This window comes from Kitasatospora sp. NPDC088779, from assembly GCF_040685395.1.
Taxonomy (GTDB): Bacteria; Actinomycetota; Actinomycetes; order Streptomycetales; family Streptomycetaceae; genus Kitasatospora.
In genome coordinates this window covers 20,986-44,710 of sequence record NZ_JBFBHW010000066.1, presented here as the reverse complement: position 1 = coordinate 44,710, position 23,725 = coordinate 20,986, and the positions used below count along the sequence as shown (strand labels likewise).

General features: G+C 72.6%; 18 protein-coding genes and 1 pseudogene. 11 read left to right on the top strand and 8 right to left on the bottom strand.

Translation table 11 applies throughout. The annotated features are described in order from the left end of the window. The first annotated feature begins 351 nt into the window (after nucleotides 1-351). Nucleotides 352-1,110 (top strand): DeoR/GlpR family DNA-binding transcription regulator, encoded by a 759-nt coding sequence (locus AB0P03_RS36780; protein ID WP_363586284.1) that lies wholly within the window; start codon nucleotides 352-354, stop codon nucleotides 1,108-1,110. Nucleotides 1,111-1,165: 55 nt separating this feature from the next. Here the strand turns inward: AB0P03_RS36780 and AB0P03_RS36775 are convergent, their stop codons facing one another. The 8 genes from AB0P03_RS36775 to AB0P03_RS36740 all read right to left on the bottom strand — a co-directional run bounded on the left by AB0P03_RS36775 (nucleotide 1,166) and on the right by AB0P03_RS36740 (nucleotide 10,458). Continuing rightward, nucleotides 1,166-2,086, bottom strand: a complete 921-nt coding sequence (locus AB0P03_RS36775; RefSeq protein WP_363633010.1) for a carbohydrate ABC transporter permease — start codon at nucleotides 2,084-2,086, stop codon at nucleotides 1,166-1,168. Then, nucleotides 2,083-3,039 carry a sugar ABC transporter permease gene (locus AB0P03_RS36770; RefSeq protein WP_363378430.1) on the bottom strand — a complete coding sequence of 319 codons (957 nt, stop codon included), beginning with the start codon at nucleotides 3,037-3,039 and terminating at the stop codon, nucleotides 2,083-2,085. The genes AB0P03_RS36775 and AB0P03_RS36770 overlap by 4 nt, the downstream gene beginning before the upstream one ends. A 112-nt stretch (nucleotides 3,040-3,151) precedes the next feature. After that, nucleotides 3,152-4,465, bottom strand: coding sequence for an extracellular solute-binding protein (locus AB0P03_RS36765; protein ID WP_363586282.1), 1,314 nt, complete (start codon nucleotides 4,463-4,465; stop codon nucleotides 3,152-3,154). A gap of 430 nt (nucleotides 4,466-4,895) precedes the next feature. Further along, entirely contained in the window at nucleotides 4,896-6,677 is a 1,782-nt protein-coding gene (locus AB0P03_RS36760) for a beta-galactosidase family protein (protein WP_363633008.1), read from the bottom strand. A 50-nt stretch (nucleotides 6,678-6,727) separates the two neighbouring features. Continuing rightward, nucleotides 6,728-7,588 carry a class II fructose-bisphosphate aldolase gene (locus AB0P03_RS36755; protein WP_363378434.1) on the bottom strand — a complete coding sequence of 287 codons (861 nt, stop codon included), beginning with the start codon at nucleotides 7,586-7,588 and terminating at the stop codon, nucleotides 6,728-6,730. A 25-nt stretch (nucleotides 7,589-7,613) separates the two neighbouring features. Further along, nucleotides 7,614-8,564 (bottom strand): hexose kinase, encoded by a 951-nt coding sequence (locus tag AB0P03_RS36750; RefSeq protein WP_363586280.1) that lies wholly within the window; start codon nucleotides 8,562-8,564, stop codon nucleotides 7,614-7,616. Further along, nucleotides 8,561-9,511 (bottom strand): ROK family protein, encoded by a 951-nt coding sequence (locus tag AB0P03_RS36745; protein WP_363633006.1) that lies wholly within the window; start codon nucleotides 9,509-9,511, stop codon nucleotides 8,561-8,563. The genes AB0P03_RS36750 and AB0P03_RS36745 overlap by 4 nt, the downstream gene beginning before the upstream one ends. A gap of 59 nt (nucleotides 9,512-9,570) precedes the next feature. Continuing rightward, the gene (locus AB0P03_RS36740; RefSeq protein ID WP_363586278.1) at nucleotides 9,571-10,458 is read right to left on the bottom strand and encodes an SIS domain-containing protein; all 888 of its coding nucleotides are present in this window, start codon (nucleotides 10,456-10,458) and stop codon (nucleotides 9,571-9,573) included. A gap of 242 nt (nucleotides 10,459-10,700) precedes the next feature. On the opposite strand from AB0P03_RS36740, the gene AB0P03_RS36735 reads away from it, so the two are divergent. From AB0P03_RS36735 to AB0P03_RS36690, 10 genes and pseudogenes are all read left to right on the top strand, one after another. After that, nucleotides 10,701-12,956, top strand: coding sequence for an RICIN domain-containing protein (locus AB0P03_RS36735; protein WP_363633004.1), 2,256 nt, complete (start codon nucleotides 10,701-10,703; stop codon nucleotides 12,954-12,956). A gap of 251 nt (nucleotides 12,957-13,207) precedes the next feature. Further along, complete coding sequence (locus tag AB0P03_RS36730; protein ID WP_363633002.1) at nucleotides 13,208-14,617, top strand: hypothetical protein; 1,410 nt, start codon at nucleotides 13,208-13,210, stop codon at nucleotides 14,615-14,617. Between the two features lie 8 nt (nucleotides 14,618-14,625). After that, nucleotides 14,626-14,764, top strand: a pseudogene (locus AB0P03_RS36725) (IS256 family transposase); the annotation flags it as partial. A gap of 356 nt (nucleotides 14,765-15,120) precedes the next feature. Beyond that, nucleotides 15,121-16,176, top strand: a complete 1,056-nt coding sequence (locus tag AB0P03_RS36720) for a hypothetical protein (protein WP_363633001.1) — start codon at nucleotides 15,121-15,123, stop codon at nucleotides 16,174-16,176. Nucleotides 16,177-16,459: 283 nt separating this feature from the next. Continuing rightward, nucleotides 16,460-17,443, top strand: a complete 984-nt coding sequence (locus AB0P03_RS36715; RefSeq protein ID WP_363586274.1) for an NAD-dependent epimerase/dehydratase family protein — start codon at nucleotides 16,460-16,462, stop codon at nucleotides 17,441-17,443. A gap of 11 nt (nucleotides 17,444-17,454) precedes the next feature. Continuing rightward, on the top strand, nucleotides 17,455-18,186 hold the full coding sequence (locus tag AB0P03_RS36710; protein WP_363632999.1) for an NDP-sugar synthase: 732 nt from the start codon (nucleotides 17,455-17,457) through the stop codon (nucleotides 18,184-18,186). Nucleotides 18,187-18,194: 8 nt separating this feature from the next. Next, nucleotides 18,195-19,385, top strand: coding sequence for a glycosyltransferase family 4 protein (locus AB0P03_RS36705; protein ID WP_363632998.1), 1,191 nt, complete (start codon nucleotides 18,195-18,197; stop codon nucleotides 19,383-19,385). Nucleotides 19,386-19,395: 10 nt separating this feature from the next. Then, entirely contained in the window at nucleotides 19,396-20,748 is a 1,353-nt protein-coding gene (locus tag AB0P03_RS36700; RefSeq protein WP_363632996.1) for a phosphomannomutase/phosphoglucomutase, read from the top strand. A 260-nt stretch (nucleotides 20,749-21,008) separates the two neighbouring features. Beyond that, nucleotides 21,009-22,373, top strand: a complete 1,365-nt coding sequence (locus AB0P03_RS36695; RefSeq protein WP_363632995.1) for a sugar porter family MFS transporter — start codon at nucleotides 21,009-21,011, stop codon at nucleotides 22,371-22,373. Nucleotides 22,374-22,496: 123 nt separating this feature from the next. Then, entirely contained in the window at nucleotides 22,497-23,717 is a 1,221-nt protein-coding gene (locus AB0P03_RS36690; protein WP_363632993.1) for a hypothetical protein, read from the top strand. The last annotated feature ends 8 nt before the right edge of the window (nucleotides 23,718-23,725 follow it).

Here is a 23,725-nt window from a genome sequence, read left to right as displayed (position 1 = left end):
TCGACGAAGCCGGGGACGACGGTGTACCCGGTCAGGTCGAGGTCGCCGGGCTCGCTCTCGCCTCCGAGGCCGGCGATCCGGTCGCCCTCGACGGCCAGGCGGCCGCCCTCGACGACGCCGCCGGGCAGGACCAGCCGGGCGCCGGCCAGTGCGGTACGGTCACGGTCCGCGGTGGTCACGCGGTCACCTCCGGCGCTGCTCCGGGCAGCCGTAGAACTGAGTGAAGTTGCTTGTTTCATCGCCATGATAGTCAGTTTCGAGCGGACGACCAGACCTGCGACCTGCTCGCCGAAATCAGTCCGACCCGGCGCCACCCAGGGGTTTGGCTCCGGACCGGGCTAGAATCGCGTCATGCTCAAAGCTGATCGCGCCACCCGGATCCTCTCGCACGTCACCGAAGCGGGGAGCGCCGATGTGCACGCGCTCGCCGAGCTCCTGGACGTCTCGACCGCGACCGTGCGCCGCGATCTCCAGGAGCTCCACGAGCAGGGGCTGCTGCACCGCACCCGGGGCGGCGCGGTGACCGGCTCGGTCAACCTCGAACTGCCGCTGCGCCACCGCGGCGAGAAGCAGCGGGAGGAGAAGCGCCGGATCGCCCTGGCCGCGGCCGAACTCGTGCCGGAGGGGGCGGTGGTGGGCCTCAGCGGCGGCACCACCACCAGCGAGCTCGCCCGGGTGCTCGCCGAGCGCACCGGCATCACCGTCGTGACCAACGCGGTGAACATCGCCGCCGACCTGATCGTCCGCCCCGAGGTGCGCCTCGTGGTGATCGGCGGCATCGCCCGCACGGCCAGCTACGAGCTGGTCGGTCCGGCCGCCGACCGGATGCTCTCGCAGTACCACCTGGACATCTCCTTCATCGGGGTCGACGGCCTGACGGCGCAGGAGGGCTGCACCACGCACGACGAGATGGAGGCCCAGACCGACCGGGCGTTCCTGCGCAGCAGCGCGCGCTCGGTCGTGCTGGCCGACAGCACCAAGGTCGGCAAGGTCACCTTCGCCCGGATCTGCCCGCTCTCCGACGTCCACGACCTGGTGACGGACGACGGCCTGACGGAGGCACAGCAGCGGGCCGTCACCGGCTGCGGCGTCCGGGTCCGGCGGGCCTGACCGCCGACGGGCCCCGGGGGTGGCCTGATCCACCGGCCACGCCCCGGGACCCGGTTCAGGCCTTGACGCCGCCCGCCGTCAGGTCGGTGCGCCAGAACCGCTGCAACAGCAGGAAGGCCACGACCAGCGGGACGACCGAGACCAACGAGCCCGTGACGACCAGGTTGTACGGGGTGTGGTCCCGCAGGCCGTTCCAGTAGTAGAGGCCGAGGTTGACCGGCCAGAGCTTCTGGTCGGAGAGCGTGACCAGCGGCAGGAAGAAGTTGTTCCAGATGGTGGTGAACTGGAACAGGAAGATGGTCACCAGCGCCGGCGAGAAGATCCGCAGGACCACCGTGAAGAAGATCCGGAACTCCCCCGCGCCGTCCATCCGGGCGGCCTCCAGGATCTCGTCCGGGACGGACGCGGCGGCGTAGATCCGGCTGAGGTAGACGCCGAACGGGCTGACCATGCTGGGCAGCAGGACCGCCCAGACGGTGTTGACCAGATGAGCCTTGGACAGCAGCAGGTAGACCGGCAGGGCGAGGAGCGGCGCGGGGACGAGCACCGCGGCGAGGATCGTGTTGAACACCGCCTCGCGGCCCCGGAACCGGTACTTGGTGAGCGCGTAGCCGGCCATCGCCGCGAGCAGGGTGGCGGCCGCGGCGCCGACGCCCGCGTACAGCACGGTGTTGAGGAGCCAGCGGAAGTAGAGCCCGCCGTTGGCGGTGGCCAGGTCGTGCAGGTTGTCGCCGAGGTGGAGGGTGGAGAACCAGAAACCGCCGCTGCCGAACAGGTCGCTGCTGCTCTTGGTGGAGGCCACCAGCAGCCACCAGGCGGGCAGCAGGAAGTAGGCGGAGAGCACGAACAGGACGGCCGTGCCGAGGACGTTGGGGCGCGGACGGCGGCCGGGGGCACCCAGTCGGGCGGGCCCGGCGGGGCGGCGGCGCGCCGGGCCCGCGGTCTCGGGGCGGCGGCGGAGGTCGGCGGTGCTCATGCGGTCACCCGGTTTCCGGTGATGCGCACCGAGAGGCGCAGGAAGGTGAAGGACAGGACGCAGGTGGCCAGGGCCAGCAGGACGGCGATGGCCGCGGCCTTGCCGTAGTCGTTGGTGCCGAACGCCGCGTTGTACGCCGCCATGTTGGGCGTGTAGTCGGCGGAGACGGTCGAGGCCAGCGAATGCAGGACCATCGGCTCGGTGAAGAGCTGGAGGGTGCCGATGATGGAGAAGATCCCGGTCAGCACCAGGGCGGGGGCCACCAGCGGGATCTTGATGTGCCAGGCGGTCCGCCAGGGGCCGGCGCCGTCGAGGTCGGCGGCCTCGTAGAGCTCGCTGGGGATGGCTTGCAGGGCGGAGAGGATGACCAGCATGTTGTAGCCGGTCCAGGTCCAGGTGACGATGTTGGCCATCGACCACAGGACGGTGCCGGAGGAGAGGAAGTCGGCGTCGATGCCGATGTCCCTCAGTCCGGCGACGAGCGGGCTGGTGCCGGGCAGGTAGAGGAACGCCCAGAGGATGGTGGCCACGACGCCCGGGATCGCGTACGGGAGGAAGTAGGCGAGCCGGAAGAACTTCCGCAGCCGGGTGCCCTTGGCGTCGATCAGCAGGGCGAGGCCGAGGGCCAGTCCGAGCATCACCGGGACCTGGACCACGCCGAAGAGCAGCACCCGGCCGACGCCCGCGAGGAACGAACCGTCGCCCAGGGCCGCGGTGTAGTTGTCGAGCCCCGCGAAGACCGTTCTGGCCGGGCCGAAGCCGAGGCCGGAGCGCTCCACGCGGTACAGGCTCTGCCAGAGCGCGTACCCGATGGGCAGCAGGAACAGGACGGTGAACAGCAGGCCGAAGGGGGCCAGGAAGCCGAGGGCCGCGCGGTTGCGGGACGGCGTCCGTCGTGCGGTGGCGGCCTTCGGGGCGGTGCGGCCCGGCGCCGCCGGGGTTGCTGCGCTCATCTGGGGTTCTCTCTCGTGCGGGCGGTGGTCGGTCCCTCGGACGTGTCGGACGGGTCGGACGGGTCGGACGCGCCCGGGCCGGCGGACCGCGCGGGGTCCGCCGGCGAGCCGGTCAGCCGGCGGTGACCGTCAGCCCCTTGGACTTCATCGCGTCGACGGTCTTGTTCTGCACCGTGCCCAGCGCCGCCGTCAGGTCGCCGTGGGCGGCGACGGCCGCGCCGAAGGCGTCGGTGAGGTCGCTGGAGGTCTGGGTCATGGTCGGGCCCCAGCTCCATTTGGGGGCCTGCGCCGTCGCCTGCTTGAAGACGTCGAAGATCGGCTGGTTGCCGAAGTAGGCGCTCGGCTTCGCCAGTGCCGGCACCGACGTGCCGCTGGTGGAGGCGGGGTAGATGCCGGCCTTGTCCACGAGGGTGCCGACGGCGGCGGCGTCCGTGCTCATCCAGTTGGCGAAGCGCAGCGCAGCGGCGGTGTTCTTGCAGCCCTTGACCACCGCGGTGGACGAACCGCCGTCGTTGCCGACCGACTTGGCGCCGCCCTGCCACTGCGGCATCGGGGCGACCGCCCACTTGCCGGACGCCTGCGCCGCGTTCTGTTCGAGGATGGAGGAGAACCAGACCGGGCCGGGGTAGGCGGCGAGCGTGCCGTCCTGGAGGTCCTTGTAGAGGTCGGGGCTGAAGCCCTGCTCGGACTTGACCTGGCCCTGGTCGATCAGGCCCTGCCAGTACTTCGCGACCTTGGCGGTGGCCGGGTCGCTCGCGAGCGAGACCTTCCAGCCCTTGCTGTCGGTGCCGAACCAACTGCCGCCGGCCTGGGCGGACATGCCGGCGAACCACCACGGGTCGTCCGGGTTGAACACGCTCAGGTAGCCGTTGGGGTTGGCGGCGTGCACCTTGGCGGCGTCGGCGGCGAACTCCTCCCAGGTCGCCTGCGGCTTCAGACCGTACTGGGCGTACAGGTCGGTGCGGTAGTAGAGCGCCATCGGACCCACGTCGACCGGGATGCCGTACACCTGGCCGCCGACCTTCACCGCGTTCCAGGCGCCGTCCCCGTACTGCGACTGGTACTGCCCGGCCTCGCCGCTGACGTCCTGGACGGCGCCCTCGACGACGAAGCTGGGCAGCGACTCGTAGCCGACCTGGGCCAGGCAGGGGGCGTTGCCGGCCTTGACGGCCGCGAAGATCTTGGCGTAGCCGCCCTTGCTGCCCGACACGATCTTCTCGAACTTGACCTTGGCGTCCGGGTGGGCCGCGTTGTACTGGGCCACCGCCTCCTCGTAGCCCGGCGCCCAGCCCCAGAACGTGACCTCGGCGGAGCCTCCGCCGCCCGAGGCGCCGTCACCGCCCGATCCGCAGGCCGCGATGCCGGTGAGCAGCGGCAGCGTGGCGGCGGCGGCCAGCAGGCGGGTGCGGATTCGTGTCTTCGCCATGAGGATCTCGTCCTTTACGTGTACTGGCCCTCGGCCATCGCGGCACGGCGTCGGGTGGACGGCGGCTGGCGCGAGCGGGTGCGGTGGGGGTGGGGGTGGAGGTGGGGGTGCGGTGGGGGTCGGCAGGGGTGTCCGGGTTCCGGAGGTTCTGGGGCCGGCCGGGAGTGCCGCCGCGCGTCGGCGGCCTCCTCACCGGGCCGGATCCTGGTCCGGCTCCTGGCCCTGGCCCTGGCCCTGGCCCGGTCCGGGTGTCGGTGGTCGCGTGCCCATCGGACCACCCCCTGCTCTATGGTGCGCAGTTCGGATGAGTATTGCTCAATATCGAGCAGGTTCCTAGAGCTTCGGAGCACGAAGCGGTCTCGGTTTCGACACGGCCCGTCGCGCGGAGACCCGGGCGGAGAGCCGGGCGACGGGCCGGGTGCACGGGGTGTCAGCCCAGGTCGGGCCGGGCCACCAGGTGCACGGCGGGTTCGCCGGACCGGTCGAGTTCGAGGACGGTGATCTCGTTCGTCCCGCTGCGCAGAACCGGCCAGGGCAGGTAGAGCGTGCACTGCGGTCCGCGGTCCCAGTAGCGGCCCAGCAGGAAGCCGTTGACCCAGACGTAGCCCTTGCCCCAGCCCGGCAGCGCCAGGTAGCCGTCGGCGGGCTCCGCGACCTCGAAGGCGCCGCGGTGGAAGGCCGCGCCGGGGCCGGCGGCCGGGGCGCCGGCCGCGCCCCAGGGGAGCCGGTCCGGCGTCCCGTCGGCCAGCGGCATCGGGTCGGCCGTCCACCCGTGCAGGTACTGCTGGGTGTGCAGGGCCCCGGCGATCCCCTTGCGGTCGCCGATCCCGGCGCCGTAGTTGACCCGGCCCATCGACTCGACCAGCAGCTCCAGCCGGGCACCGCCGCCGGGCACCGGGACGAGCAGGGGCTCGTGCTCGACGTCGCGTTCCAGGGTGGCGAGGTGGGTGCCGTCGACGCGGACGTGGGCCCGGTCGGCGAGCCCCTCGACGGTCAGCGGGTATTCCGCGCGCGGGCCGGGGATGGTGGTCCGGTAGCGGACGAGGCCGTGCGGGAGGCCGAGTTCCTCGAAGGAGAGCGGGACGGCGGAGCGGACCTCGCCGGTGGACAGGTGGTCCACCACGTCCGCCAGCGGCAGGGACCGGTCGAGCTCCACCCGGCACGCCGGCAGCGTGGCCGGGAGCTCCTCGGGCTCCGGCACCGGGCCGTCCGCGTACGCCGCCAGGACCTCGCGGAAGGCCCGGAACTTGGCCGTGGGGGCGCCTCGTTCGTCCAGCGGGGCGTCGTAGTCGTAGGAGGTCACGGTCGGCTGGTAGCCCCGGCCGGTGCGCGGATCGGCGGTGTTGGCGCCGGCCCAGGTGCCGAAGTTGGTGCCGCCGTGGGCCATGTAGAGGTTGACGGAGGCCCCGACCGCCAGGATCTCGCGCAGGGCCGCGGCGGCGTCCTCGGCCGGGCGGGTGGTGTGCGGCTCCCCCCAGTGGTCGAACCAGCCGTTCCAGAACTCCATGCACATCGGCGGGTCCTGGGGGCGGTGGCGGCGCAGCTCGGCGAAGGCCTCGGTGGCGCGGCTGCCGAAGTTGACGGTGGCGAGGTGGCCGGGCAGGGCGCCGCCGGTGAGAAAGAAATCCTCCGGCCCGTCGGAGGTGCAGAGCGGGACGTCGATGCCGCGGGCGCGCAGGCCGTCGGCGAGGTGGGCGAGGTAGGCCCGGTCGGTGCCGTAGGAGCCGTACTCGTTCTCGATCTGGACCATCAGGACGTTTCCGCCGCGCGTGGTCTGGTGCGCCGCCAGGATCGGGATCAGCGTGTCGTACCAGCGGTCGACGTGGGCCAGGAAGCGCGGGTCGCTGGTGCGCAGCGGCAGGCCGCGGCCCGCCGCGCCCGGTTCGGCCAGGAGCCACCAGGGCAGGCCGCCGTTCTCCCACTCGGCGCAGATGTAGGGACTCGGGCGGACGATCGCGTGCAGTCCGGCGTCCGCGGCGGCCCGCAGGAAGGCCTCCAGGTCGGCGATGCCGGTGAAGTCGTACGCGCCGGGACGGGGCTCGTGCAGGTTCCAGGGGACGTACGTCTCCACGGTGTTGAGCCCCATCGCCCGCAGCATCCGCAGGTGGCGCGGCCACTGCCCGGGCAGGCTGCGGAAGTAGTGCAGGGCGCCGGAGAGCAGGCGCAGGGGGCGCCCGTCGAGCGTGAACCCGGTCCGGTCGATCTGGAGCATGAGTGGTCCTTGAGGGGGTGGTTCGGGGGACGGTGTCGGCCGGGGCGCGGTCATCCGGCGGTTCCCGCGACGACGGGCAGGAGCCGGCCGACGGCCTCGGTGATCGCCCCGCGGCCCGCGGCCAGGTACGCGCGGGGGTCGACGCCCCGCTCGTCCGCCGCCAGGTGGGACCGGACGGCGGTCGTCATGGCGATGCTCAGGGCGGTGCCGATGTTGACCTTGGCTATGCCGCCGTGGACGGCGCGGCGCAGTTCGTCGTCGGGGACCCCGGAGGAGCCGTGCAGGACGAGCGGGACGTCGAGGGCCGCGTGCAGGGCGGCGAGCAGGTCGTGGTCGAGCCGGGCGTCGCGGGAGGTCATCGCGTGGGAGCTGCCGACGGCGACGGCGAGGGCGTCCACGCCGGTCTCCTCGACGAAGCGCCGCGCCTCTTTGGGGTCGGTGCGGGCTCCCGGTGCGTGGGCGTCCAGCGGCCCCCGGCCGTCCTTGCCGCCGACCTCGCCGAGTTCGGCCTCCAGCCAGAGCCCGGCGCCGTGCGCCCAGACGGCGGCCTCGCGGGTGGCGGCGACGTTCTCCGCGTAGGGCAGGTGCGCGGCGTCGTACATCACCGAGCTGAACCCGCATTCGGCGGCCTGGCGGAGCAGGACGCCGGTCTTCACGTGGTCCAGGTGCAGCGCCACCGGGACGGTGCTCGGCTCGGCGCAGCGCACGGCGGCCGCGGCGAGCGGGGCCAGCCGCCCGCCGTGGAACCGCACCGCGTTCTCGCTCACCTGGAGGATCACCGCGGTGCCGGCGGTCTCGGCGGCGGAGACGACGGCCTCGACGTGCTCCAGGGTGATGACGTTGAAGGCGGCGACGGCGCCGTGCCGGGCCGCGGCCCGGGCGACGAGGCCGCCGGTGGCTGCCAGGGGCATGAACTCTCCTGTCGGGTGGGGCTGTTCAGTCGGAAGGGGCTGAGCCCGCGGAGGGTGCGGCCGGGGTGACCCGGACCAGCGGGAGGTGGCCGCGGTAGGCCTGCGGGTCGAACCGGCCGGCGTACGGGGCCTGGACGGCGGCGGCCGACAGGGCCACCGCGTGGGCCAGCGCCGCCGGCCACGGCGCACGGTCGGCGAGGGCCGCGGCCAGCGCCGCGACCGCCGCGTCCCCCGCGCCGGTCGGGTTCCCCCGCACGTCGGCCTCCGGGGGCAGGCGGGCCCACCAGCTGCCGTCCGGGGTGACGGCGAGGAGTCCGTCGGGGCCGAGCGAGGCGACCACCGCCCGGGCGCCGGCGTCGACGAGGGCGTGTGCCGCGCGGAGCGGGTCGGCGATGCCGGTGGCGCGGCGCAGTTCGACCGCGTTCGGCTTGACGGCCGTGGGCCCGGCCGCCAGTGCCCCGGTGAGCGCGGTGCCGTCGGCGTCCAGGACGACCGGCACGCCCTGCGCGTGGGCGAGGCGGACCAGGTCCGCGTAGGCGTCGCCCGGCAGGCCCGGCGGCAGGCTCCCGGACAGCACCAGGGCCCGGGCGGTGGGGAGCAGGCTGCGGACGGCGGTGCGCAGGGCCGTCCAGTCCTCGGCGGAGAGTTCCGGTCCGGGCTCGTTCAGCACGGTGGCGTCGACGGCGTCGACCACGGCGACAGTGCGCCGGGTCGACGTGCCGGCGGCGAGCGGAACGCCCAGGCAGGCGATGCCGGCCCGGTCGAGGTCGGCCCGCAGCACCGCGCCGGTGGGCCCGCCGAGCGGCAGGACGGCGGTGGTGGGCCGGCCGAGGCCGTGCAGGACCCGGGCCACGTTCACGCCCTTGCCGCCGGCCTGTTCGTGGACGGAGGCCACCCGGTGGCTGGTGTGCGGGCGCAGCGCCGGCACGCCGTAGGTGATGTCCAGGGCGGGGTTCGGGGTCACGGTGACGATCACGGCGCCGGGCTCCCTTCCGGGGCCGCGCGGCCGGCCGCCGCGTCCAGGGCGCGCAGTCCGGCGCCCAGGCAGCCGGCCCGGTCCCCGAGCGCGGCGGGCACCAGGCGCGGCGCGACCTGGATCCGGGCGCGGGCGGCCAGCGCGGCGGCCAGCGGGGCGAGCAGCAGGTCGCCGGACTCGGCGAGGCCCCCGCCCAGGACGACCAGCGGCGGGTCCAGCACCAGGACGGCCGTCAGCAGGGCGTCGGCCAGGGCGTCGACCGCCTCCTGCCAGACGGCGCCGGCCGCCCGGTCCCCCTCGGCGGCCAGCCGCGCCACCTCCGGTGCGGGGGCCGGCCGGCCGGTGGCCTCGGTGTAGCGCCGCGCCACGGCGGCGGCCGAGGCGTAGGTCTCGGCGCAGCCCCGGGCCCCGCAGGCGCACGGTTCCCCGCCCGGGCGCACCACGAGGTGGCCGATCTCCCCGGCCCGGTGGTGCGCGCCGGGCAGGGCACGGCCGCCGGTCATGACGGCGGCGGCGATGCTCGTGCCGACCGGGACGAACAGGAAACGCTCCTCGCCGCGCCCGGCTCCGAGCCGGGCCTCGGCCACGCCGCCGGCGCGCACGTCGTGGGTGACGGCCACGGGCAGGCCGGTGCGCTCGGCGACGAGCTCCCGGAACGGGACGTCCCGCCAGCCGATCGTGGCGGAGTACACGCCCGTCCCCGTGGCCTCGTCGACGATGCCGGGAACGGCCAGGCCGACGGCGTCGACCTCCGCGCCCTGCCGCCCGGCCTCCCGCCGCACGTCCGCGACCAGGTCGACGACGGTGGCCACGACGGCCTCCGGTCCCCGTTCGCGCCCGGTGGCGCGCCGCACCTGGTGCCGGACGGCCGCCTCCCGGTCCAGCAGGGCTGCCTTGATGCCGGTGCCGCCGACGTCCACGGCGACGACCAGACGCCGGTCGGGCACGGGCTGACGCTGGTCGGGCACGGGCTGACGCCGGCCGGTCGTGAGCCGAGGCTGATCGGTCATGAGTCGGCGAGCACCACGGACCGGGTCAGGTTGCGCGGCTGGTCCGGGTCCAGGCCCTTCGCGGCGGCCAGCGCGGCGGCCAGCCGGTGGACGCGCACCAGTTCCGCGAGCGGGTCGAGCCGGCCCTCGATCCAGCGGGCGCCGGTGCCCCGGACCTGCTCGGCCAGGCCCGCCGGTGCGGCGCCCAGCATCCAGGTGGCGGTGGACGGCGCGGCGATGCTGATCGGGCCGTGCCGGTACTCCATCGCCGGGTACGCCTCGCTCCAGGCGAGCGCGGCCTCGCGCAGCTTGAGGCCGGCCTCGTTCGCCAGCCCGACCGTCCAGCCGGTGCCGAGGAAGGTGAACTGGGTGCAGTCCACCAGGCCTTCGGGCAGCGGCTCCGCCAGGGCCGCCCGGCCGTCGGCCTCCACCGCCTCGGTGTGCAGGCCCAGGTGGGCCCGCAGCAGGGTGAGCGCCGTGGTGGCGAACCTGGTCTGCACCACGGACCGCTCGTCGGCGAAGTCCAGCACGGCGATGTCGTCGGCCGCGGTCATCACCGGCGTCCGCGGGTCGGCGGTGACGGCCGCGGTGCGGACCTTTCCGCGCACCCGCTCCAGCAGGGCCAGGACCTCGGTCGTGGTGCCGGAGCGGGTCAGCGCGATCACGCGGTCGTACGAGCGGACGCCCGGGAACTCGGAGGCGGCGAAGGCGTCCGTGACGCCCTGTCCGCTCGACTCCCGCATGGCGGCGTACGCCTGGCCCATGAACAGCGAGGTCCCGCAGCCGATCACCGCGACCCGTTCACCGGCTTCCGGCAGCGCCGTGCACTCCGCCGCGGCGACTTCCGCAGCGCGGCGCCAGCAGTCCGGCTGGCTGGCGATCTCGGCCTCGACATGGGTCGCCATCGGCCACCTCCATGAAATAGTTGCTGATACCTGCTTCTTTCTGGCCAGATTCAAGCATCTTCAAGCACTCCATGGAACCCGTCTGCGCAATTTGTTGCTCAGAGGTGTTGACAGTTGCGCGCAAGAGGGCCGGATACTGCATGCCATCGCCGGCCTCGGCGGTCGCGCCCCCAACGACGACCGGCGGGCCCGAGAAGCACCGCCCACCCCCGCCCCGACGGTGCAGCACCGAAGGAGACCTCGTGTCCGCCCCACCCCGCAGAGCACTCGCCGCCGTCCTCGCCCCCGCGCTCCTGGCGCTGAGCGCGGGCCTCGCCCCGTCCGCGTCGGCCGCCCCCGAACCGTCAGCCGCCCCGGCCGGCGCCCCGTCAACCGCCCCGTACACCGTGAGCGTCGGCAAGCCGGTCGGCTACGCCCACCCCACCGACACCCCCGCCGTCCCGTACACCGACAAGGACGGCACCTTCTACTTCCAGCAGTCCGCCGCGCTCTACGGCGCGAACGACCCGCGCTACTGGGACTTCTTCACCGGCACGGACTTCGACTCCGCCACCCGGTCGAGCGCGCTCAGCAACGCCGTCAACCCCGCCAACCCCCAGGACCGCAACAACGACACCACCTGGCGCTGCAACAACAGCCCCACCGGCCTGACCTCGACCTCCGCGCCCGCCGGGTCGGGCTACGCCCAGAAGAACTACTGCGACCTCTCCGGCATCTGGGTCGACCCGGACACCGGCGACTGGTACGGGCTGGTGCACAACGAGTTCACCCCGCAACCCTTCGGCGACGGCCTCCACTTCGACGCCATCGACTACGCCGTCTCCAGCGACCAGGGCCGGACGTGGACCATCAAGGACCACGCCATCACCTCGCCCTACAGCACCCAGCGGGGCGACACCGCGGCCTTCCCGAACCAGACCTTCGACTACGGGGACGGCGACCAACGCCTCTTCGTCGACACGGCCTCGGGCTACTTCTACGTCTTCTACGGCTCGCGGATCGTCGACAAGGGCGGCAGCTGGAAGGCCTTCCACGAACACGTGGCCCGGGCCCCGATCGCCGCCAAGATGGCACCCGACTCGTGGCAGAAGTGGTACGACGGCGCGTGGTCGCAGCCCGGCACCGGCGGCCAGGAGAGCAACCTGGTGCCCGCCGACTCCGCGCACCCCACCGGCTACACCCCGGTCGCCGACGAGTACGACCCGGCGAACACCGGCACCGTGGCCCAGCAGGTCGCGGCCGGCACGATGCCCCCCACCTCACCGCTGTTCGTCATGGACATCACCTACAACGCCTACCTCGGGCTGTACATCGCCGAGCCGCAGGCCGTCGACCAGAGCGGCTCGGCGCCCCAGCAGTACTACGCCACCGCCGACCTCGCCAGCCAGAAGTGGGTGCCGATCGGCGACACCGGCGGCTACCACACCGCGTCCTGGTACCGCTGGTTCCTCGACAGCGCCAACCGCACCAACAGCACCGTCGTCGGCAGGACCTTCCGCTCGTACTGCGCCTTCGGCTGCTCCAACGGCGCGTCCGGCGAGTACGTGGACGTGACGATCAACGGCTCCGCGCCCGCCGCTCCCCCCGTCGACCCCGGCAGGAACTACCGGATCGGCAACGCCGACGGCCGGCTCCTCGCCCAGGTCGCCGGCGGCCCGGCCACCACCTCGCTGGCCGCCGGCACCGGCTCCGACCTGGAGGCCTGGAGCTTCACCACCAACGGCGACGGCTCCTACCGGATCGCCAACGCCGCCACCGGCCGCCTGCTCGGCGTCGACTCCACCGCCACCGCCGGCCGCGCCTGGGGCGCCCGCCCCACCGCCACCGCCGCCGGCCCGGGCGGGCCCACCGTCGGCCAGCAGTGGTTCGTCATCCCCGGGAAGTCCGCCGACGGAACCGCCACCGGCACGTTCAAGCTGGTCAACCGCTACAGCGGACTCGTCCTCGGCCTCTCCTCCACCAACAGCCGGTCCACCGAGACCACCCCCACCCGCAGCTGGGCCGACACCACCGGCAACCCCGTCGGCGGCACCCGCGGCCCCGGCGAGCAGACCCTCACCCTGACCGCCACCGGCACCGCGCCCAACCCCCCGTTGGACGGCACCCACACCCTGACCGCCGCCGGCAAGGCCCTCGACGACCCCGGCCACTCCACCGCCCAGGGCACCCAACTGGTCACCTGGGCCCCCAACGGCGGCCCGAACCAGACCTGGATGTTCACCCGGCAGGCGGACGGCAGCTACCAGATCGCCAACGGCGAGTCGCACCTGTGCATGGACGTCGACGGCGGCTCCACCTCCGCCGGCGCCAAGGTGATCCAGTGGGCCTGCACCGGCGGCGGCAACCAGCGCTGGCAACTCACCCCGGCCGCCGGCGGCTACCGGATCACCTCCCAGAAGAGCGGCCTGCTCCTCACCACCGCGTCCACCGCCGACGGCGCCCGGACCACCCAACAGCCCGACACCGGCTCGCAACTCCAGGTCTGGACCGTCAACTGACCACCCGCCCCTAACCCCGGCCGGGAGCCGGGGCCGGACACGCCGGCCCCGCACCTTCCGCTACCGCCCGGCAGCACCCAATATCCCTTCCCCCTCGGCTAGTTGGCGAGAATCAGCCAGTCCGGAGGCGGGCTCGTTGACCTCCGGGCCGCTGGACGTTTGGCTCTCCCCAGCCAGTTGCGCGGGCGGTGCCACCCACCAGGGTGGCACCGCCCGCGCCGTCGTCACTCACCAAGGGGAGGACCCACCTCATGACCACCACACACCCCCGGCGCGGGCTGCTCCGCGGCGGCTGCGCCCTGCTCGCCGCCGTACTGGCCGGCCTCGCCGCCCCAGCCGCCGAAGCGCATCCGCGCACGGGCGGGATCGTCCGGGTGAGCGTCGGCCTCGACGGCACCCAGCCGGACGGCGCGTCCGCCGCCCTGGGGCTGAGCGCCGACGGCCGCTACGCGCTGTTCTCCTCGGACGCGACCAACCTGGTGCCCGGCGACACCAACGGGGCGACGGACGTCTTCGTCCGGGACCTGCACACCGGCCGCACCCAACGCGTCAGCGTCGGCGCGGACGGCGCCCAGCTCGACGCCCCCACCACCCAGGCGTCGATCAGCGGCGACGGCCGCTTCGTCGCGTTCAACACCAAGGCCACCAATGTGCTCCCCGGCCACCGGGCCAACAGCGGCGGGGAGGTCTACCTCCGCGACCTCCGGGACGGCGTCACCGAGCTGATCACCGCCGGCGACCCGGCGGCCACCGGCCAGGATGGCCGCATCTCCCGTGACGCGGTGGCCAGTTGGGACGGCCGCTTCGTGGCCTTCTCCTCCTCCCGGACCGACCTCGCGCCGGTCGGCACGTTCACCAAGGAGAACATCTACGTCACCGACCGCCGGGAGGGCACCACCCGCCTGGTCACCCTCGGGGTGAACGGCAAACCGGGCAACGGCGACTCCTACCTGCCCTCGATCAGCGCCGACGGCCGCGTCATCGGTTTCAAGTCCCGCGCGTACAACCTGCTCCCGGCTCCCGCCCAGACCCCCGCAGCCCCCACAACCCCCGAAGGCCACGAAGACCACGGGAGCCACGGCGGCTCCCCCGCGATCCTCGGGCACGCCTCCTACCCCTTCTACGTGTTCGACCAGCACACCGGGGTGATCAGCGGCGCGAGCACCGACCCCGCCGGCCTGCTCGCCAACACCGGCCTGGACGCCACCCTCAGCCCCGACGGACGGTACGCCGTCTACACCCTCGACGCGCCCGGCGGGCCGATCCTCGGCCGCCACCAGGAGCTCTACACCCGCGACCTGCGCACCGGCACCGTGACCAGGGTGACCACCCCGCTACCCGGCACCACCACGGTCGGCTCCGCCGGCCGCGGCACCATGTCCTACGACGACCGCTGGGTCTACTTCGTCTCCGACGCCGGCAACCTCGTCCCCGGCGTCGACGGCGGGCAGCAGAACGTGTTCCGCCGCGACCTCGCCACCGGAGCCGTCGAACTCGCCGGCGCGGCCGAGGACGGCACCGCGAGCACCGGCACCTCGGACAACCCGTACACCGACGCCTCCGGCAGCGCCGTGCTGTTCACCTCCGAGGACGGCACCCTCGTCCCCGGCGACACCAACCACGTCCCGGACGTCTTCCTCCGCCGGCTCCTCACGCACTGACGCCGGACGGGCTGTTACGGGTGCTGACCAGGCGGGTTCCGGAATCCGCCGGTGAAGGCCCAGATCACCGGTCATCCCGGCCGCGAAAAGCATGATCCGGCGGGGAGGAACAACGGCAACACCCGTAACAGCCCCCGGGCGAAAACCGTGCCGCCCGGCGTCGCCAGCACATAATCACCACATACTTACCCCGAATTGTAAGGCCACTGTCAAGGCACCAAGGTGCGCCAGGCCGCAGTGACTTCAGGACACTGTCGAGGATTCTGTTTTCATCACCCCTCGGGCGACGGATGCTTGTACGTACAGTCTCCGTTCTTTTGGCACTGCCGTGTTATCCGCAGGCCAGTCCACGGAGCGTGCAGCAGGACGTGCTGCTCCAGGCGACGACTCGTGAGGTCGATCGTGACAATGAGAAAAGCCTCAGGAAGTCAATAGCCGTAGCTGTGGAGACGGCACCCAATCCAACCGTCCAAGGAATAGTCCGAGACGGAACGAGGGTAAAAGTGAAGGCCCTTCTCTACCACTTCCACGGAATCGATGACTTCGATTTCTCGACCATCTCGCCCGAGGACCTCCCCGAGGTCCAGAAGGCTGCGGAATCCCGTGAGTACGGAATTCTGCCGACCGTCTACCTGCGGCGGGAGAATCTCCCCCGCCTGGTGGAGGTCCTCCAGGAGTACCACCGGCTCGAACAGACGAACGCGGTTCCCAACATCGCCGGTTTCGCGATCGAGGGCCCGCTGCTCGGGCCGCAGGGAGGGATACCGCGGGCCGGACGGTGGTTCCCGTCGGCGAAGGAGTGGGACGTCATCGCGTCCCTCGGCCCGCTCGGCCTGCGCTACATCGTGATGGCGCCCGACGCCATGGCCCTGGACGAGCGCATCGACGCCGGTCCCACCTTCGCCGACCTGCTCACCAGCTTCTACGAGCAGGGGCTCCGGATCGCCGTGGGGCACTTCCACCGAGAGGCGCCCGAGCGCAGCGCCGTCCGGCTGCGGGAAGTGCTCGAATTCCTGCACAGCCGCTACGACTCCTCCCCGTACCTGGTCCTGACCGACCATCTGTACAACGACACCCCGCGGAACTTCACACATTCCTGGCGCACGCCGCAGGAGCGGGTCAACCGCGAAGTCGAACTGCGGCGGGTGCTCGATCCCGACTGGAACGAGACCGACCTCCGGGAACTGCTCGGCCCTGTTCCAGCCGAAATGCTGCGCTCCGCACGCGAGTCCCTCCTGTACCCGTGCATCAACTTCGACGGGTACCACGTCGACCTCGAAATCTGCCGGCGCACCGTCGAATACCTGGGCGTGGACCGCCTCATCGCGCTGACCGACCACACCGAGGTCGCCACGATGGCTCAGGAGCCGCTTTCCCGGAGTGACCACAATCCGCTGTGGCTGCGTGACGACGGGGCCGTGGCAGCGGGGTCGAGCGGTTATGAGCAGCAGCGGCAGAACATTCTCTCCATCGGATTCGATGACACGGCGGTTCACCGCATGTTCGTCGACAACCCCGTGACGGCGATCGGATACCGCATCAAGAAGGGCGCCGCGTAAGGGCCTGGAGGGCCGAAAGTCAGGAAGACATCGGGAGAGGAACTCACGGCCACTCGGGCGTCGCGCCCCGGCCACTTCCCCGACCGTGTCGTGCGGGCCGGGGACACGGCCGCCGCCACCGCGGCGATCCCGGTCGTGTCCCCGGCAGCCGACGGCCCGCGCATCCTCCAGGACGACGTCCGGCTGCGGTGCGGCTACGCGGATCCGCCGGCGTGATCCGCCGGCGTGATCCGGCGGATCCGGATGTGAACCACATTGGCGAACCACGAGAGGAGACCAAGGCATGAGCAAGGTTGTCGTCACGGGTGGCGGCGGGTTCATCGGCTCGCACATCGTCGACCGGTTGTGTGCACAGGGACACCGCGTCCTGGTGGTGGACGACTTCTCCACCGGCGATCGGGCCAATCTCGCCGAGAGCGAGGCCCGTTGGCCCGAGTTGAGCGTTCTCACGGCCGACGTGGTCGACGAGTCCACCGCGGCCGCGGTGGAGGCCTTCGCGCCCGAGGTGCTGCTGCTGCTGGCCGCACAGTTCAGCGTGAAGGTGTCGATGCGGGATCCCCTGCTGGACGCCCAGGTCAACGTCATCGGCCTGGTCCGGATGCTCGAAGCGGCGCGGCGCAGCCGGAGCCGCAAGGTCGTGTTCGCCTCCAGCGGCGGGACGATCTACGGGCCCGCCGGTGAGGACGGGGTGCCCATCAAGGAGTCCGCGGGCCGGGTGCCCAGCTCCTTCTACGGGCTGACCAAGTCCGTCGCCGTCGACTACCTGCGCCTTTACCACGAGACCTACGGCCTGGACTACGTCGCGCTCGCCCTCGGCAACGTCTTCGGCCCCCGCCAGACCCCGTTCGGTGAGGCGGGAGTCGTCTCCATCTTCGCGCAGCGCATGCTCTCCGGGCAGACCTGCGTCATCAACGGGGACGGCCTGCAGACCCGCGACTACGTGCATGTGAGCGACGTGGCCGATGCGTTCGTGCGGGCCATGGACCAGGGGCACGGTCTGATCAACATCGGTAAGGGCCAGGAGAGTTCGGTCCTGGACATCCATCAGGCGGTCGAGAAGCGGACCGGCCGTTCGCTGCCGCCCCGCTTCGGGCCGCCGCTGGCGGGAGAAGTGCGCAGGGGGTGCCTGGATCCCTCCCGCGCCCAGGCCCAGCTGGGCTGGACCGCCGGGACGACGCTGGAGGACGGGGTCGACTCCGTCGTGTCCTGGCTGACCGCACGCCCCCTCCAGAAGACGGACTCCGCCGAGGCGGGGCAGACCGGATGAGGCTGGCGGGGATGATCCTGGCAGCCGGGCGCGGCAGCCGGATGGGAGCACTCACCGCCCGGACGCCCAAGCCGCTCCTGCCCCTGGCGGGCAAGCCGCTGCTGGGACACCTGCTGAACCGGTGTGCCGAGACCGACGTCACGGACGTCTACCTCAATCTGCACTACCAGGCCGAGCAGATCCTTCGCTTCCTCGACGGCACCACGGTGAAGGTGCCCGTCCACGCCCGGACCGAGCCCCGCCTCACCGGGCCCGCCGGGGCGCTGCGGCTGTTCCACGAGGAACTGGCCGCCTTCGACGCCGTGCTCGTCACCTCCTGCGACGTCATCATGGGCGAGCCGCTCCAACGGCTCGTCGACGCGCACACGCGCGGAGGGTACGCCCTGACGTTCGCCTGTACGCGGATCCGGCAGGCCCGCCGCTACGGCGTGCTGGACATCGACCCCGGTGGTCGGATCCGCGGCGCCCGGGAGAAGCCCGACGTCCCCGACGACGAGACGCACTGGATCAGCGCCGGGGTCTACTGCCTGGACCCCCGCGTCATCGCGCACATCCCCGAGGACGTCGTCTACGACTACGCCAGGGAACTCGCCCCCGCGCTGATGGCCGCCGGCGAACGCGTGGGGGCGCACCGGCTCACCGGCTACTGGCGGGACGTGGGCACTCCCGATTCGCTGCGCGAGGCCGGCGAGGACGCCGGCCGTGGGCTCATTCCCTGGCTCACCGAAAGGGCGGACCGATGAAAGTCCTGATGCTGACCTCCAGTTACGAACCCCTGCACGGCGGGGCCGAGACCTATGCCCGGCTGTTGTGCGAAGGGCTGGTGGCCGACGGCCACGACGTCGTCATCGCGACCGACGGGTCGTGGCTGGACCACCTGCCCGGGGACCGCGAGGAGGACGCGGGGCGGGTCGTGCGGCTGCGCGACTTCGCGGACCGCGTGGACGCGCGGGACAAGGTGAGATGGCGGCAGATGCAGTACTCCGTCCTCGACGAACTCGGGGCCGTGCTCAAGGGCGAGAGCTTCGACGTCGTCCACGCCAACAGCCATGAGACGCTGATCCTCGCGAGCATCGTGGCGCTCGAAACGGACGCCGCACTGGTGTGCTCCCTGCACGAGCAGAACCCCGACCTGGAGCGGTTCGGCCGTGGCCGGTGCCGCCTGTCGTACCAGACCCTCCCCGTCGACATGCACTTCGTCCCCAGCCGCTTCTTCGCCGAGCGCGCCGCCCGCTTCGGCGCCCCAGCCGACCGCATCAGGCTCGTCCACAACGGCGTTCCCGACGCCCCGCCGGACGACGTGGCCCGGAACCTGCGCTCCGCGCTGCGCGCCGAACTCGGCGTCGCCCCCGACCAGCGGCTGGTCGTCCTCCCGGGCCGGATGTCCGCCCGCAAGGCCCAGCTCGACCTGGCCGCGGCACTGCCCCTGGTCGCGGCGGAGCTGCCCGAGGTGCGGGTGCTCCTGTCGGGGAGGGTCTCGGACTACGCGTACGAGAAGAGCGTGTGGGACCGGCTCGAACGCGGCGGTGTGGCAGAACTGGTCACTCTCCGCCAGGACTTCGGGGCCGAGACGATGCCCGCCGTCTACGCTGCGGCGGATCTGGTGGTCCAGCCCTCCCTGGCGGAGGGACTTCCGTTCAGCGTGGTCGAGGCGATGCGCGCCGGCAAGCCCGTCGTCGGCACCCGCGTCATCGGCATCAGCGACGTCATCACCGACGGCGTCGACGGCCTGCTCGTGCCGGCGGCCGACCCGCCCGCACTGGCCGAAGGGATACTGCGGGTGCTCACCGACGAGGCGTTGGCCGCCGAGCTCGCGGCCAACGCGTACACCACGGCGGAACGGGAGTTCAGCAGCCGCAGGATGGTCGCGGACACCCTGGACGGCTACCGGGTGGCCATGGCGCGTCGCCGGCAGTCGGCGTCCGCGGCCCCGACCTCGTGAAGGGGTGACCGTGTCCGACTACGCGCGACTGGTCAAGGCCTACGACATCCGCGGGGAAGTCCCCGCCGAACTCGACGGCGAGGTCGCGGAACGCATCGGCGGCCTGTTCATCCGCTTCACCAACGCCCCGCAGGTGGTGGTGGCCAGAGACATGCGCCCTTCCTCGGCCATGCTGGTGCGGGCGTTCAGCGACGGCGCCCGCCGGGCCGGTGCCGATGTCATCGACGCCGGGCTCGGCTCCACCGACTACCTCTACTACGCCAGTGGATCGCTCGGACTTCCCGGCGCCATGATCACCGCCAGCCACAACCCCGCGAAGGACAACGGCATCAAGCTGTGCCTGAGCGGCGCGGCCCCCCTGGGGGAGAACACGGGCCTCGGCCGGATCCGCGATTGGCTCGTCGCGGGGGAACGCGCCGCACCCGCCACGTCCCGCGGCACCCGTACGGAAAGACCACTCCTCAAGGAGTACGCGGCACACCTGCGGCAGCTCGTCGACCTCACCGGGATCCGGCCCCTCAGGGTCGTCGCCGACGCGGGCAACGGCATGGCCGGCCTGACCGCCCCGGAGGTCTTCGCGGGCCTGCCCGTCGACCTCGTCCCGCTCTACTTCGAACTCGACGGCACGTTCCCCCACCACGAGGCCAACCCCATCGACCCCAGGAACCTCGTCGACCTCCAGGCCGAGGTCCGCAGGCAGGGGGCCGACATCGGACTCGCCTTCGACGGTGACGCCGACCGCTGCTTCTTCGTCGACGAAGGCGGTCAGCCGGTCTCGCCGTCCGCCGTCATCAGCCTGATCGCAGGCCGGGAGCTGGCACGGCACCCCGGCTCGGCCATCGTGTACAACCTGATCACCGCGGAGGCCACGGTGCGGAGCATCCGCCGCCACGGCGGACGCCCCTTCCGGTCCCGCGTGGGGCACTCCCACGTCAAGGCGCTCATGGCGCAGCACAACGCCGTGTTCGGCGGAGAGCACTCCGGGCACTACTTCTTCAGGGACTTCTGGCGTGCCGACAGCGGCATGCTCGCCGCGCTCCACGTGTTGGCCGCCCTCGGCGGACAGGACCGGCCGCTGTCCGCCGTGATCGCCGCGCACAGTCGCTTCGCGCTGTCCGGTGAACTCAACTGCGTCGTCGCCGACGTCCCGGCCACGATCCGGGAGGTGGAGGAGCGCTACCGGCACCGGGCCGGGGTGACCACGGACCGGCTCGACGGTCTGACGGTCGGCCTGCCGGGCGGAAGTCGTTTCAACCTGCGTCCCTCGAACACCGAACCGGTCCTTCGGGTCAACGTGGAGGCGCACGACCAGGAGACCATGGAGCACCTCCGGGACGAGGTCCTCGCGTTGATCCGACCATAAGACGTTTCTGACGGTGCGTCGGGGCGCGCTCAGGTTGCGGCCGGTCGGCCGGTGACGCCGGTAGTCTGCTCCCGGATTGCGAAGCGGGTGATCATCTCGGCTCGGTGCCCGGGGGCGGGGCGGTCATCGGCGTGGGCGGCGGATTCCCGGCGGCCTGACCCGGCCTCGCCCCACCCCTGCCTACGGCACTTCGAAGAAGGGCATCCCATGGGCTTGGCCCCGTCCTATGACCATGTCGGCGGCGGCGCAGGGGTCTCGCCATGACGGCGCCCGTCCCCCCGGGCACCGCGCGGCTGTTGACCGTGGGCGTCGCCTCCGTCGGAGGGCTGCTGTTCGGCTACGGAATCGGGGTGATCGCCGGAGTCCTGCGGCTGGTCGCCACCACCTTCGCCCTGTCGTCGTGGCAGCAGGGAGCGGTCGTGTCGGCCGCCCTCCTCGGCGCGGCGCTCACCGCCCTCACCAGCGGGCGGCTGGCGGACAGGTTCGGGCGCCGACCGGTCATCGGCGCCGCCGCGGCCGTGTACGCCCTCGGAACGGCGGCTTCGGCGGCGGCCTCGGGCTCCACCGCGCTCCTCACCGGGCGGTTCCTCGTCGGACTCGCCCTGGGGGCCGTCTCGTTCGCGGTCCCGCTGTACATCTCCGAGATCTCTCCGCCCGCCCGACGCGGCGCGCTCGTCACACTGAACCAACTCATGATCACGATCGGGCTCCTGCTGTCCTACGTGGTGGCCTATCTCCTGGAACCCGCGGGGGCCTGGCGCTGGATGCTCGCTCTCGGGCTCCTGCCCGCGTGCGTGCTGATGGCCGGCATGTGCCTGGTGCCCGAGTCGCCGGACTGGCTGCACTCCAGGGGAGACACCGCCCGGGCGGCGAGCGCCGCCCGGCGCCTGTCCCCGCCCGACCCGGGCGGCGCAGCCGCCCGCCCCGGTGGCCGCCCCGCGACGGCGACCGCCGCACGGCCCACCGCCGGCCCCGCGACCGCAACCGTCACACGGCCCACCGCCGCCCCCGCTGCGAGCCTCCGGCAGGCCTGCGCGCTGGCCGGTCCCCGCTGGGTCGCGCTGGGACTGGCGATCGCCGTCCTGGTTCATCTGACCGGTCTGAACACCGCGATCTACTACGTGCCGACCATCCTGGGCGGAAGCGGCATGACCGCTGCCGGAGGCATCCGGGGAGCTGTCCTGGTCGGACTGTGCAACGTGGCCGCCACCGTCGTCACCATCGCCCTGCTCGACCGGGTCGGCCGCCGGAAGACGATGATCGGAGGGCTGCTGGTCATGGCGGTCGCGGCCGTCGGCATCGCGGTGGCACAGCCGCTCGGGCACACGGGGGCGCCGACCGCAGCGCTGCTGTGTGTCTTCATCATGGCGGGAGCGGTGGGCCCTGCTGCCGTCTTCTGGGTCTACATCGCCGAGATCTACCCGGCGGGTGCCCGCGGAGTCCTGATGAGTCTGGCCACCGCGGCCCACTGGGGAACCGACTTCGTCGTGGCGACCACGTTCCTCCCCCTCGTGCAGGAGCTGTCGCTCGGCGGGGCGTTCGGTGTGTACGCGGCGATCAGCGCGGCGTCCGCCCTGGCCCTGGCCCGCTGGATGCCCGAAACCCGTGGCCGTCTGCTGCTGTGAACGGGACCGGGCGCGAGGCTCCTGCGCTCGCGCCCGGGCTGGGCTTCACCCGCCGCCACCTGACGATGCGCCAGAATTGCCGTCAGCCGAGCAATCAGCCGCGCGTCCCCGAAGGTAGGCATCATGACCCGCTACAGCGTCGACCCGAACCGGCACGAGCTCATCGCCACCTGGGGAACCGGCGAAGGCGACCTCGCCACCCGGATCACCGCCCTCCCGGCCGACGCGGCCGGCGCCACGCTCCTGCGCCTGGCCGGCGCGCTGACCCGCCTGTCGGAGGCGGCCTGGCGCACCTACACCCACCCCGCCAGCGCCGCCGGCTCCCTCGAACCCGACACCGAAGGCTGGCGCCGCGAGCAGGAACGCGACACCTTCAGCGAGGTCGCCGAAGCCGTGGCCGCGCCGAACCTGCCTCATGGCGGCCTGCTCACCGTCTCCTACAGTCCCCTGCTGGAATCCGCCCACCAGGCCGGCCGCGCCCTGCACGCCCTCGACGAAGCCGAGTTGACGAAGGCCGTCCTCGCCGAGACCGTCACCGAACTCACCGCCGTCGAGAGCGCCGAACTCGGCAACCTCACCGGCCGCGCCCAGCAGGCCGTCCTGCTCAGCCGCGAGGACGCCTCCCCCGTCCAGGTCGCCGCCGCCGACCACCTGCTGGAGCAGAACCCCTTCGGCTCCCTCGCCCTCTTCTCCGACGTCGACCCGACCGCCGCCGCCGTCGCGGCCGCGCACTGGCTCGCCGCCGCGGCCGAGGTCGCCGCCGGCGCCTCCGGCCACGACGCCACCGCCGTCCTGCTCGAAGCCGACAGCATCGAGGACCTCCCGCACCAGACCCCCACCCTCGTCCTCGAACTCCTCGACGCCGGCCACACCCCCCACGACGCCGTCACCGGCCTCGTCCGCCACGCCCTCCACATCGCCGACGGCCTCCTCCCCGACCCCGCCGGCCTGCGCGAACAACTCGAAGACCTCGACGGGGCCCTCGACGACTACACCGAGGACTACACCGACGACGAGGAGACCGACCCGGAGGACACCGGCCTGCGCCTCACCCCCCTCGACCCCAGGCGCCCCGCCCGCGACCTCCTCGAAGACCTCCTCGCCGGCATCCACGGCTGCTGGGTCCTCCACACCGAGTACGACGACCTCGACGAAGAGCACCTCGGCACCGATGACGCAGGCTTGGCCGACGCGGGCCCGGACGACGCGGGCCCGGACGACGCGGACCTGGACGACGCGGACCTGGACGACGAACGGGCCGAACAGCACCGGCACCACAGCCGCGAGAACTTCGCCCGTCTCGTCCGCGAAACCGCCGCCCGCCACCGCGACCGGCTCCTCTGACCGCACCT